General features: G+C 68.5%; 7 protein-coding genes. 4 read left to right on the top strand and 3 right to left on the bottom strand.

Annotated elements, in window-relative coordinates; translation table 11 throughout:
- Positions 1 to 23: 23 nt before the first annotated feature.
- The gene (gene parC / locus D577_RS0104995; protein ID WP_018946453.1) at positions 24 to 2,279 is read left to right on the top strand and encodes a DNA topoisomerase IV subunit A; all 2,256 of its coding nucleotides are present in this window, start codon (positions 24 to 26) and stop codon (positions 2,277 to 2,279) included.
- A gap of 44 nt (positions 2,280 to 2,323) precedes the next feature.
- Here the strand turns inward: parC and D577_RS0104990 are convergent, their stop codons facing one another.
- Together D577_RS0104990 and D577_RS0104985 are read right to left on the bottom strand one after the other, a co-directional pair.
- Positions 2,324 to 4,189, bottom strand: coding sequence for a bifunctional diguanylate cyclase/phosphodiesterase (locus D577_RS0104990; protein ID WP_018946452.1), 1,866 nt, complete (start codon positions 4,187 to 4,189; stop codon positions 2,324 to 2,326).
- A gap of 18 nt (positions 4,190 to 4,207) precedes the next feature.
- Positions 4,208 to 7,648, bottom strand: a complete 3,441-nt coding sequence (locus tag D577_RS0104985; protein ID WP_018946451.1) for a PAS domain S-box protein — start codon at positions 7,646 to 7,648, stop codon at positions 4,208 to 4,210.
- Between the two features lie 154 nt (positions 7,649 to 7,802).
- On the opposite strand from D577_RS0104985, the gene htpX reads away from it, so the two are divergent.
- Positions 7,803 to 8,690, top strand: a complete 888-nt coding sequence (gene htpX / locus D577_RS0104980) for a protease HtpX (protein WP_018946450.1) — start codon at positions 7,803 to 7,805, stop codon at positions 8,688 to 8,690.
- Positions 8,691 to 8,710: 20 nt separating this feature from the next.
- Here the strand turns inward: htpX and D577_RS0104975 are convergent, their stop codons facing one another.
- The gene (locus tag D577_RS0104975; RefSeq protein WP_018946449.1) at positions 8,711 to 9,361 is read right to left on the bottom strand and encodes an MBL fold metallo-hydrolase; all 651 of its coding nucleotides are present in this window, start codon (positions 9,359 to 9,361) and stop codon (positions 8,711 to 8,713) included.
- A gap of 334 nt (positions 9,362 to 9,695) precedes the next feature.
- Here D577_RS0104975 and D577_RS0104970 point away from each other — a divergent pair, with 334 nt between their 5' ends.
- Both D577_RS0104970 and D577_RS0104965 read left to right on the top strand, forming a co-directional pair.
- Complete coding sequence (locus D577_RS0104970; protein ID WP_018946448.1) at positions 9,696 to 11,207, top strand: ATP-binding protein; 1,512 nt, start codon at positions 9,696 to 9,698, stop codon at positions 11,205 to 11,207.
- Positions 11,204 to 12,592, top strand: coding sequence for a sigma-54 dependent transcriptional regulator (locus D577_RS0104965; RefSeq protein WP_018946447.1), 1,389 nt, complete (start codon positions 11,204 to 11,206; stop codon positions 12,590 to 12,592). The genes D577_RS0104970 and D577_RS0104965 overlap by 4 nt, the downstream gene beginning before the upstream one ends.
- Positions 12,593 to 12,715 lie beyond the last annotated feature (123 nt).

The raw sequence follows: 12,715 nt of genomic DNA, 5'->3' as shown, positions 1-12,715 counted from the left end.
CGCTCCCCGGCCGAGAATCGCGCATGAGCCATTCCCTGACTCCCGAATCGTTCGCCAATGGCGAGCAGCTGCCGCTGAAGGATTTCACCGAGAAGGCGTACCTGGATTACTCCATGTACGTGATCCTGGACCGCGCCCTGCCGCATATCGGCGACGGGCTGAAGCCGGTGCAGCGGCGCATCATCTATGCGATGAGCGAACTGGGGCTGTCCGCCACCGCCAAGTACAAGAAGTCGGCGCGTACCGTGGGCGACGTGCTCGGCAAGTTCCATCCGCACGGCGATGCCGCCTGCTACGAGGCGATGGTGCTGATGGCGCAGCCGTTCTCCTACCGCTATCCGTTCGTGGACGGGCAGGGCAACTGGGGCTCGCCGGACGATCCCAAGTCCTTCGCCGCGATGCGCTACACCGAGTCGCGCCTGTCGCGCTACGCCCAGTTGCTGCTCTCCGAGCTGGGGCAGGGCACGGTGGACTGGGTGCCGAACTTCGACGGCGCGCTGGAGGAGCCGAAGATGCTGCCGGCGCGGCTGCCGAACGTGCTGCTCAATGGCGGCTCCGGGATTGCCGTGGGCATGGCCACCGACATCCCCCCGCACAACCTGCGCGAGGTGGCCGCGGCCTGCGTGCACCTGCTGGAACACCCGAAGGCCACGGTGGACGAGCTGTGCGAGCACCTGCCGGGGCCGGACTTCCCCACCGAGGCGGAGATCGTCACCTCGCGCGCCGAACTGCAGAAGCTCTACGCCACCGGCCAGGGGTCGGTGCGTGCGCGGGCGCGCTACGAGCGCGAGGGCGACGATATCGTGGTCACCGCGCTGCCGCACCAGGTGTCCGGGGCGAAGCTGCTGGAACAGATCGCCAGCCAGATCCGGGCGAAGAAGCTGCCGATGATCGAGGACCTGCGCGACGAATCCGATCACGAGCACCCGACCCGCCTGGTGATCACCCCGCGTTCGAGCCGCGTGGACATCGAGGCGCTGATGGCGCATCTGTTCGCCACCACCGACCTCGAGAAGAACTACCGCGTGAACATGAACGTGATCGGGCTCGACGGCCGCCCGCAGGTGCGCGATCTGCCCGGATTGCTGCGCGAATGGCTGGAGTTTCGCATCGAGACCGTGCGCCGGCGCCTGCAGTGGCGCCTGGAGAAGGTGCAGGCGCGGCTGCACGTGCTGGAAGGCCTGCTGATCGCCTATCTCAACATCGACGAGGTGATCGCGATCATCCGCGAATACGACGAGCCGAAGCCCGAACTGGTCAGCCGCTTCGGCCTCAGCGAGACCCAGGCCGAGGCGATCCTGGAACTCAAGCTGCGGCATCTGGCGAAGCTGGAGGAGATGAAGATCCGCGGCGAGCAGGACGAGCTCTCGCAGGAACGCGACCAGCTGGAGAAGACCCTGGGGTCCGAGCGTCGCCTGCGGACCCGCGTGCGCCAGGAGATCGAGAAGGACGCCGCCGACTATGGTGACGAGCGGCGATCCCCGCTGGTGGAACGCGAAGCCGCGCGGCCGCTGGACGAATCCGCGCTGGTGCCGGCGGAGCCGTTGACCATCGTGCTCTCGGAGAAAGGCTGGGTGCGCGCCGCCAAGGGCCACGACGTGGACGCCCGCGGTCTGAACTACAAGGCGGGTGATGCCTTCCGCGCCGCGGTCGCCGGGCGCAGCAATCAGCCGGTGGCGTTTCTCGACTCCACCGGACGTGCCTATACCCTGCAGGCGCACAGCCTGCCTTCGGCGCGCGGTCAGGGCGAGCCGCTGTCGGGGCGGGTGAACCCGGCGGAGGGGGCGCATTTCGTCGGCATGGCCACCGGCGGCAGCGAGGACCGCTGGCTTCTGGCCACCGATCACGGTTACGGCTTCATCACCCGTCTGGAGGAGCTGCTGGGACGGCAGAAGGCGGGCAAGAACGTGCTGACCGTGCCGGCCGGGGCGGCGGTGCTGCCGCCCGTCGCGGTGCCGGATCCGGAGAGCGACCATCTGGCGGTGGTGACCACGCGCGGCTATCTGCTGGTGTTCCCGGCGGCTGCGCTGCCGGAGCTGGCGCGCGGCAAGGGCAACAAGCTGGCCGGGATCCCGGCCGCGTCGCTCAAGGACGGCTCGGAGCGGGTGCAGGAGGTGGTGGCCCTGGCACCGGGCGATACCCTGGTGGTGCATGCCGGCAAGCGCTTCAAGGCGCTGGCGCCGGCGGAGTGGGGCGAATACGTCAGCGAACGCACGCGCCGCGGGCGGCAGCTGCCGCGCGGCTACCAGAACGTCGACCGGCTGGAGGTGCGGCGCTGACGGACGCGGCCGAGAGTTCCCGGTCCGGGGCAGGCGGCTCCGGGTCAGGAGCCCCGGGCGCTGCGTTCGCTCCGTTCTTCGGAGGGCCTGGCCCGATGGCTTGATGCGGGGGTGATCAGGGCGCAGGCCTCGGCCTCCGGCAGGGGGCGATGGTAGAGGAAACCCTGGCCCACCGGGCAGCCGAGTTCGTGCAGCAGGGCGGCGTCCTCCGCGGTCTCGATGCCTTCGGCGACGGTTTGCAGGCCGAAGCCGCGGCTCACCGCGAGAATTGCCTCGAACAGGCCGCGCATGCCGGGGTCGCTGGCAATGCCGTCGACCAGCGCGCGATCCACCTTGACCGTGGATACCGGCAGCCGGCGCAGATAGGCGAGCGAGGAATAGCCGGTGCCGAAGTCGTCGATGGCGATGGACACCCCCAGGTCGCGCAGGGCGTGCAGTTCGTCCAGTGCATCCTCCAGGTTGTGCATGATCGCGGTCTCGGTGATCTCGACCTCGAGGCAGCCGGGCGGGGTGCCGGTGTGCTCCAGCGCCGTGCGTACGGCCTGGGTCAGGGTGTGGCCACGGGCGGTCAGGGCCTCGAACTGGCGCGTGGAGACGTTCACCGCGACCGGGTAGCACTCGCCGGTGGCGGCGCGCCAGCGGGCGGCCGCGGCCAGGGCCTCCTGCAGGGCCCACTCGCCCAGGTTGACGATCGCGCCGGTGGTCTCGGCGACCGGGATGAACTCGCCGGGCGAGACCGGTCCGAACTCGGGATGTTCCCAGCGCATCAGGGCCTCGAAACTGACCACGGAATCCATGGCCAGGTCGATCTTGGGCTGGTAGAGAAGGGACAGACCATCCCCGTTGTGGGCGTCGGCCAGGTCGTGTTCCAGCCGGTGGCGCCGGCGCGCGGCCTGCTCCAGCTCCGGGACGTAGCTGAGCCAGGGTAGCTGCCGCCGGTCGGCCCTGGACAGCGTGAGCATCAGCCGGCGGATCAGTTCGCCGGTGTCGTGGCCGGCTTCCGTGGTTCGGGCATGTCCGGCCACGATCTCCGGGCGGACCTCGTACTGGCCGATGCGCAGCGTCCGGGTGCCGCTCTCCAGCATGGCCTGCAGGGTGTCGTCGGCCAGACCGTGCTCGCTGCCGGCCAGCAGCAGAAAGGTGGACCCGCCCCACAATCCGCACATGCCGCCGGTCATGCCGGCGCGACCGCCGACGGCGGCATCCAGACATCCCTGCAGGCGCTGGCCCGTCTCGCGCAGCATCAGGTCGGCGGCCGCGTGGCCCTCCAGGCGTTCCAGCGGCTCGTGTCCCCCCAGACGCAGCATCACCAGATCGATCACCGGGATCGCCGGGTCCTGCAGCCATTGCTCCAGGGTTTCCAGCAGCGCCGCGCGGTTGGGCAGGTCGGTGGCCAGATCGTGGTGGGCCAGGTATTCCAGATCGCGATCCTTGCGCTGCAGGGTCAGGGATTGCTTCTGGAGGCTTTGCGACAGGTCCTGCACCTCGTTGTGCGTGGCGTTGTGCAGGGCCCGCACCCGCAGCAGGTTGCTGATGCGCTGGACCACCTCGGAGGCGTCGAACGGCTTGGTGATGAAATCCAGGGCGCCACCCGCCAGGGCCTGCTGGCGGGTGTCGGGGTCGATCTGCGCGGTCAGCACGATCACCGGCAGCCAGTCGCCTTCGCCCAGTTCCGCGTTCAGGGTCTCCATCACCTGATGGCCGTCCATGCCCGGCATGCGGATGTCCAGCAGCATCAGGTCGCGCGGGTCCTCGCGCCAGGACTCCACGGCCTGCTGCGGGCGGGTCTCGCCCCGGACATGCTGAAAGCCGGCGTCCTCCAGGATGGTGGTCAGAAGCTCCACGTTCATCGGGTTGTCATCCACGATGAGGATGCGGGCGTCGCTCTGGCTCTGGTCGGGGGTCAGCATGGCAGGTCGTAGGGTCGGTCAGTCGGCAGGGTTCAGCAGCCGGTCGAGGATGCGGTTAAAGGCCGGAATGTCCAGCGGTTTGGTGACGTAGTCCTCGAAATCCGGGTTCTGGTTCCCTTCGCCGGCTCGATTGCGGGTCGCGTCGGCACTCAGCGCGATCAGGGGCGCGTCGCGGGTTTCCGGCCGTGACTTGAGCACGCGCGCGGCGGCGGTGCCGCTCATTCCGGGCAGATGGATGTCCAGGATAATCAGGTCGGGTCTCCATTCGCGGGCCGCGACCAGGCCTTCCTCGGCGCTGGTGGCCACCCGGAGCTCGGCCTGGCCGCGCTGGCGGACCAGCTCGTGCATCAGCTCCATGTTGGTCGGGTTGTCTTCAATGTACAGGATCCGCCGGGGCCGTGCGGGCGCGGCGTCGGTGTCCGTTTCGGGGGCTGCTTCCGGCTCCGCCGTTTGCGTTTCATTCGCGCCCGCAGTGGCCCAGGGCGGCTTCCGGGTCGCGTGGCCGCTGCGCGGCAGGCGGACACGGAAGCTGGAGCCCTCGCCCTCGGTGCTGGAGAAATCGAGGGAGCCGCCCATGCGCACCGCGAGCTCGCGGGAGATCACGAGTCCGATACCGGTTCCCTCGATCCCCGTGCCTTCCTGTTCCAGGCGCTCGAACGGCTGGAACAGGCGTTCCTGGTGTTCCTCCGGGATGCCGGGGCCGGTGTCCTGCACCTCCACGGTCAGGCTCCCGTGCTCCGTCGATTCTTCGCCACCGTTTTCGGGGTGGACAAGCACGTCGACACGGCCATGATCGCGATTGTACTTGACGGCATTCGTCAGGAGGTTGATCAGGATCTGGCGCACGCGGGTAGGGTCGGCGTGGACCGTTGGCAATGCGGCGTCGGGGTCGGGGTGGTGGAGCGCCACGCTGCGTTCCTCGGCCAGCGGCCGGACCATGTCCAGGGCTTCCCGCAGTACCGCGCCGATCGCGGTGGCCTCCGGCGACAGGGTCAGGCGGCCGGTCTCGATGCGCGAGAGGTCGAGGACATCGCTGATGAGACTGAGCAGGTGGGTGCCGCTCTCGCGGATGTGGCCGACCTGGCGGGCCTGGCGTTCGCTCAGCGGCTCGCGCGGGCTCTCCGCGAGCAGCTGGGCGAAGCCAAGGATGGAGTTCAGGGGCGTGCGCAGCTCGTGCGACATGTTGGACAGGAACTGCGACTTGGCCCGGCTCGCGCGTTCGGCCTCGTGCATCGCCCGTTCGAGCTCCTTGCGGTCGCGGCGGCGCGCCTCGCGGTCGCGCAGGGCGCGGATCAGGATCGCGTAGGTCGCGGAGAACGGGGCGAGGAAGTCGGCCAGTTCCTGGTCGTAGCCGCCCGGGCGGTCGGCGATGCCGAACATGCCCACCAGCTCGTCGCCGTGGTAGAGCGGCATGCCGAGATACGGGCCGAGTTCCGGATGCCCTTCGGGGAGGCCGCCGGCGCGGGGGTCGGTCATCACGTCGTCGGAGATCAGCATGCGGCCCTCGTGCATGACCCGACCGATCAGGCTGTTCGCCCCGCACAGCCGCATGTCGCCGCTGAGCAGTTCCTGATAGAGCCGTTCGGAGGCATCGCTCCAGGCCAGGTTGGTGATCGCGTGGATCTTGAGACACGGCTGGCCGTCGTGCCATTCGGTCTCGCCCATGAAACCGTAGTGACTGTCGGTCACCTGCAGCAGGGTGTCCAGCAGGAACGGCCAGACGTCCTCGGCGGAGTCGGTCTCCATGTACTGCGTGGTGGCCAGGCGCATGGCCTCCAGCAGATGCTGCTGGCGCTGCTGCTGCGCGGTCGCGTTGCGGTAGGCGTCGATGTCCTGGACGATCCCCAGCAGGTGTCGCGGGCGGCCACGGTCGTCGCGTTCCAGATCGCCCTGGGCGCGCAGCCAGCGCGGCGGCGAGGTGCGGATGCGGAATTCCACGTCCAGCGGGATCCCCGAGGCCAGGCTTTCGTTCAGCGCTCCCTGGACGCGGGGACGGTCCTCCGGCAGCACGATGTCGGTGAGGAAACGCGGATCCCGCAGCGCGGGATGCTCGGCGCCCTCGGTCAGGGCGGCGGCCTCCGGGGTCCAGTCCAGCTCGCCGGTGACCGCGTCCACGCTCCAGTTGCCGATGCGCGCAAAGCGCTGCGACAGGCTGCGACGGCGTTCCGCCTCGCGCAGGGCATTCTGCGCATGGGTGATCTCGCTGAGGTCGTGGGCGACGGTGATGACGCCCTCGGAACGCCCGTCCTCGCCGACCAGCGGGGTCTTGATCAGTTCCAGTTCCCAGCTCCGGCCGTTGTGCTCGAAATGCAGCGGCTGGGTGCGGGTCTGGCCGGTGGTCATGACTTCGTGGTCGAGGCCGCGGGCATAGTCGGCCACGTCGGCACTGAAAAGATCGTGGGCCGTGCTTCCGAGGGCCTTTTCCGGCGCGAAGCCCAGCAGTGGCTCGCAGGCCGGGTTGGCCACCACGTAGCGGCCGTCGGCGTCGCTGGCGTAGATCGGATTGGGGGCCCCGCGCAGCACCGCGTTGAACAGGCGGCTTTCGCGCAGTTCGCGTTCCTGGGCCTCGTGCAGTTCGGTCAGATCGTTGACGATGCCGATGTAGTGTTCTCCGCCGTCGATCCGGATGGAGGAGACCGCGAGCTGCATCGGAAAGGTGTGCCCGTCGCGATGCAGGCCGCGGACCTCGCGGCCGATCCCGATGATGCGCGCCTCCCCGGTAGCCTGGTAGTGGCGCAGGTAGTCGTCGTGCTGGCTCGCCCAGGGGTCCGGCATGAGCATGGACACGTTGTGGCCCAGAACCTCGGCCGCGGAGTAACCGAACAGGCGCTCGGCCGCGGGGTTGAAGCTCTCGATGAGGCCACCGGCGTCGATCTGGATGATGCCGGCGGCCGCGGTCTCGAGCACGGCGTGCAGCTTGCGGCTCTGGTGCTCGTGTGCGGAGCGGGTGGCGTCATAATCTCCGCGCAGGAACTCGGTACGCAGGATGTGCCCGGCGAGCCCGGCGAAGTCCTCCAGCGCGCGGATCCGGTCCGCATCGAACCGGCGCGGCCGGGTATCCATCACGCTCAGGGTACCTACCGCGAGGCCGTCTTCCAGGGTCAGCGGTATCCCCGCATAGAAACGCACGCCCGGCTCGCCGGTGACCAGCGGGTTGTCGGCAAAGCGCGGATCGTCGGTCGCGTCGTCGACGATGGTGGTGTGCTGCGGGGTGGCGATGGCATGGGCGCACAACGAGACCTCGCGCGGTATGCGGCGGTGACAGGCGCCGTAGGCGCCCAGCAGTCGCTGGTGGTCGTGGTCGATCACCGAGACCACCGTGATCGGGACCTCCAGGCGTGCCGCTGCCTGACGCAGCAGCGGCGCGAACAGGCGCTCGCCGTCGGTCTCCTCGAGCAGGAGACGGCGCACGCCGGCCAGTCGCCGGTCTTCGTCTTCGGGGGTGGGGGGTGCCCGCATGCATGAACCTGGGCGGAGGATTGTCTACGAAGGGATGATACGTCATGCAGGCGACGGTGTGTGTGGCCGGGACTTGAACCCGCGTGTATCGCCCCTATCTAATACACCGTCCGAAATGCCTGATTCCACCCGCAACGGAGAACGAGTTCATCCGATGAAACGCATACTGCTGTTCCTGGCCACCAACTTCGCCATCCTGATCGTGCTCAGCATCACGCTGCGCATCCTCGGGGTGGAGAGCATCCTCGACGAGCAGGGGGTCAACCTCGACCTGACGGCCCTGCTGATCTTTGCCGCGGTGTTCGGTTTCGGCGGCTCGTTCATCTCCCTGGCCATCTCCAAGTGGATGGCGAAGAAGACCATGAAGGTCCAGGTGATCGAGAAGCCTTCGAATGCCACCGAGCAGTGGCTGCTGGAGACCGTCCAGCGCCAGGCGAAGCAGGCGGGCATCGGCATGCCCGAGGTCGGGATCTACGATTCGCCGGACCCCAACGCCTTCGCCACCGGCATGAGCAGGAACAACGCGCTGGTCGCGGTCAGCACCGGGCTGATGCAGAACATGGGGCAGGGCGAGGTCGAGGCCGTGCTGGGCCACGAGGTCGGCCACGTGGCCAATGGCGACATGGTGACCCTGGCCCTGATCCAGGGCGTGGTGAACACCTTCGTGATCTTCCTGTCGCGCGTGATCGGGCACTTTGTCGATCGCGTGGTGTTCAAGAACGAGTCCGGTCACGGCCCGGCGTTCTGGATCACCGCCATCGTGGCCGAGATCATCCTCGCGATCCTGGCTTCCATCATCGTGTTCTGGTTCTCGCGCCAGCGCGAGTTCCGCGCCGACCGGGCCGGAGCCGAACTGGCCGGGCGCGAGAAGATGATCGGGGCGCTGGAGTCGCTGGCGCGGGCATCCGGCCGGCCGGTGGACATGCCGGATCAGATGGCCGCCTTCGGCATCCGTGGCGGCATGGCGCAGGGCCTGAAGAAGCTGTTCATGAGCCATCCGCCGATCGAACAGCGCATCGCCGCGCTGCGCGCCGGGGCCTGAGGCAGGCCCCGCGCCGGGGTTCATCCGGCGAGCACGTGATCGGCGACGAACGGATTGCGCCGGCGCTGCTCGCCGAAGGTGGACTCCGGTCCGTGGCCGGGGATGAAACGGACGTCATCTCCGAGTGGCCACAGTTTCTGCGTGATCGACTCGATCAGTACGCGCCCGTTACCGCCGGGGAAATCGCTGCGCCCGATCGCGCCGTTGAACAGCACGTCCCCCACCAGCGCCAGCCGCGCGGACGGGCTGAAGAACACCACATGCCCCGGGGTGTGTCCCGGGCAGTGCAGCACCTGCAGCCGTTCGTTCCCCAGCTCCAGGGTCTCTCCGTCGTCCAGCCAGCGGTCCGGGGTCAGCGGCGCGATTTCCGGAAATCCGAACATCGCGGCCTGCTGCGGCAGCTGCTCGAGCCAGAACGCGTCCTCGCGCTGCGGGCCGATGACGGGCGCGCCGGACAGCCGTGCCAGCTCGGCCGCGCCGCCGGCATGATCCAGGTGGCCGTGGGTCAGCAGGATGGAGTCCAGTTCCAGGCCCTGATCGCGCACGCGGGCCAGCAGGGTCGGGGCCTCGCCGCCGGGGTCGACCCAGGCGGCGCGACCGGTTTCGTTGCACCAGATCAGGGTGGCGTTCTGCTCCAGCGGGGTTACCGGAAGGGTGCAGTGTTCAAGCATCGGGGTATCGCTTCGCGGCGAACGCGTCGGGACGGAATAGTTGTGCGGCGTATGCGTCTTACGGGTGTGCAGATCGCAAGCTTAGGAGAAAAACCGGTCCGGCGCGACCGCTTTCTGTTCGTCGCTCGCGGGAAGTGCTTGACAGGAAAATCCTAATATTAGAAGATCTGCATACGCTGAATGTTGTCCCCCCTGACAGCATCGGCGGACTCCTCCATCCTCCTTTGGTGGTTTTCTTGGCGCGGGCTCTGTCCCGCGCTTTTTTTTGCCCGTTCGCATCGTCCGGCCGGCGCGCCTACCATGGCGGCATGCCCGCCCCCGGTTCCCATCGATCATGACGCGACGCCTGAACAGCCTGCGCAACGTGGTGGTGATGTTCATCCTGCTGCCGCTGCTCCTGCTGGTGGGGGCGGTGGTCGCGCTGGGCCTGCAGGAATTCCAGACGCAGATGGAAGACCGCATGCAGGACGACATCGAGCTGGTTGCGCGGGCGATCCGTCTGCCGGTGTCCACGGCGATCGTTGAACAGGACGTGGCCGCCGTTCAGGAGTCGCTGGACTCGCTGTTCCAGATCGACGAAGTCTTCGGGGTGTACGTCTACGACGCGCGCGGCGAGCTGGTGGCGACCTCCGGGCCGCCCAGCCCGTCGCTGCGGCATCGGGGAGAGGCGCAGGCGATCAGCGAGACCGGAACCCTGGGCGCGTTCGATGAACATCGCGGGCGCGAGGTTTTTTCGTTCTTTCTGCCGCTGGCGGACCATGCGGGACGAATCGTGGGCCTGCTCCAGGTAACCCGTGACGTGTCTCCGTTTCGTGCCTACGTCTCCCAGCTGCGCTGGCAGGGCGCGGTGCTGACCGGGGCGGTGACGGTGCTGTTCCTGGCCCTGGTGCTGGTGGGGTACCACCGGGCCGTGGGGCGCCACGTCGAGCGCCTGACCGGGGTGATGCACGACATCGGCGAAGGGGTGCGCGGCGTGCGGGCACCCGAGGCCGGGCCGGCGGAGCTGCGCCATGTCGCGGCGACCATGAACGGGATGCTGGAACGGCGCGAGGCGTCCGAAGCCGCGCTGGAGGCGCAGCGGGCCGAGCAGCGAGCGCTGGAGGAAAAACTGCGGCATTCGGAAAAGCTGGCGGCGATCGGCCAGCTGGCGGCCGGGGTGGCGCACGAGCTGGGAACCCCGCTGGGGATCATCGCCGGACGCGCCCAGCGGGCCGCCCGCCGCCTGGCCGAGGACGATCCGGCGCGCAAGGAAATGCAGGAGCTGCGGGCAGAAACCGAACGGGTGGAGACCATCGTGCGGCAGCTGCTGGATTTCGCTCGGCGCAATCCGCTGCAGCGCCGCAGCGTGAATCTGGATGAACTGGTCCGGGAACTGGTGGATCGCGTGCGCGGTCGGGGACATTGTCCGGACGTGCAATTCGAGCTGGAAGGCGCGCCCCTGCAGGTGGAAGCGGACCGGCTGCGACTGGGCCAGGCGCTGGAAAACCTGATCGAGAACGGCGGGCAGGCAGCCCGGTCGCGCGTGCGGATCACCTGGGGCGTGGAGGACGAGCAGGTCGAAGTCACCGTGGCCGACGACGGCCCGGCCGCCGGAGGCGGTATCGATGCGGAGGCCGCGGAGCGCCTGTTCGAACCCTTTTTCACCACCAAGCCGGCCGGAAAGGGTACCGGTCTCGGGCTGGCGGTGGCCCAGGTGGCGATGGAGGATCATGGCGGGTCGATCGCGCTGGATCGTTCGGCCCCGGGTGAGACCCGTTTCGTGATCCGGTTTCCCCGGGCTGCGGATGCCGCGGGAAGTGCCGCGCGGGATGGAGAGGATGGAACATTGCCGGAGGAGGGTGCATGACCAATCCGGAGTCGGTGCTGGTGGTGGAGGACGATCGCGGTCACCGGGATCTGCTGGTGGAGGAGCTGCGCGAGGCGGGGCATGACGTGGTGGCCGTGGGCAGCGCCGAAGAGGCGATGCAGGCCCTGGGCCAGCAACCCTTCGGCCTGGTGGTCAGCGATCTGAGGCTGCCGGGCGAGGATGGCTTTCGCGTGCTGGAAGCCACGCGCGAGGCGGTGCCGGAGCCCGGTTTCATCATGCTTACCGGCTTCGGAACCATCGACCAGGCCGTGGCCGCGCTCAAGGCGGGGGCGGATGATTTCCTGACCAAGCCGGTGGACCTCGATCATCTGCGGCTGGCGGCCGACCGGGTGATCGAGGCCCGGCGGCTGAAGGCCGAGGTGCGCCAGTATCGCGAGCTGCTGGCGGCCGGGGAGGGCTTTCACGGCATGCAGGGGAACAGCCCGGCGATGTTGCGGCTGTTCGACCTGATCCGGAGGATCGCGGCTTCCGATGGATCGGTGCTCATCACCGGCGAATCCGGTACCGGCAAGGAGCTGGTGGCGCGTGCGCTGCACGCCGAGAGTGCTCGCCGCGACGGTCCCTTCGTTGCCCTGAACTGCGCCGGCATCCCCGAGAGCCTGCTGGAATCGGAACTGCTGGGGCATGTCGCCGGGGCTTTTTCCGGGGCCAGGGGCGCGCGCCGCGGCCTGTTCCGCGAGGCCGACGGGGGCACCCTGTTTCTCGACGAGATCGCCGAGATGCCGGTGGCGATGCAGAGCAAGCTCCTGCGGTTGCTGCAGGACGGGCGCGTGCGCCCGGTGGGCGGCAACGAGGAGGTGGACACCGACGTTCGCATCGTGGCGGCGACCCACCAGGACATCCCGGGGCGCATCGCGCAGGGCGAGTTCCGCGAGGACCTCTACTATCGGCTGGAGACCTTTCGTATCGAGATCCCGCCGTTGCGCGACCGGGGCGAGGATATCGAACGCCTGGCCCTGCAGTTCCTGCGCCAGCACGCCCTGGCTCACGGGCTGCCGGAGCGCCGTCCGAGTCCCGAGGCGATGCGGGCCCTCCTCCACTATGCCTTTCCCGGCAACGTGCGCGAGCTCTCCAGTCTGATGGAACGCGCCGCGACCCTGTCTTCCGGTGACCAGATCGAATTGCGCGACCTGCCGGAGCGGGTGCACGCATCGGCATCCGGCGGGACACCCGCCGGTACGTCCCCAAGTGACGGCGCTCCCGGAGCCCGGGACGCCCACTGGCCTTCGCTGGCCGAACTCGAGACCGATTACATCCAGCGCGTGCTGGAACACTGCGAGGGCAACAAGCAACGGGCAGCGCGCATGCTGGGGATCGGCCGCAAGACGCTTTATCGGCGGCTCGGCGAGTCCGATACGAACTGAGCCCTTTCCCTTGCGCGGTGTGTCATGCGGACGCGGTGACACGTTTCATTGCGACCCATGTGTCGAAAAGAAACAGTTCTGATCTTCTTTCTGTTCTCCTCCCGGCCGCACGGACGGCCTTCA

Source organism: Thioalkalivibrio sp. AKL17 (assembly GCF_000377885.1).
In the GTDB taxonomy this organism is placed as follows: Bacteria; Pseudomonadota; Gammaproteobacteria; order Ectothiorhodospirales; family Ectothiorhodospiraceae; genus Thioalkalivibrio; species Thioalkalivibrio halophilus.
The sequence above is the reverse complement of the archived record's forward strand: the minus strand, read 5'-3'. Positions and strand labels throughout refer to the sequence as shown.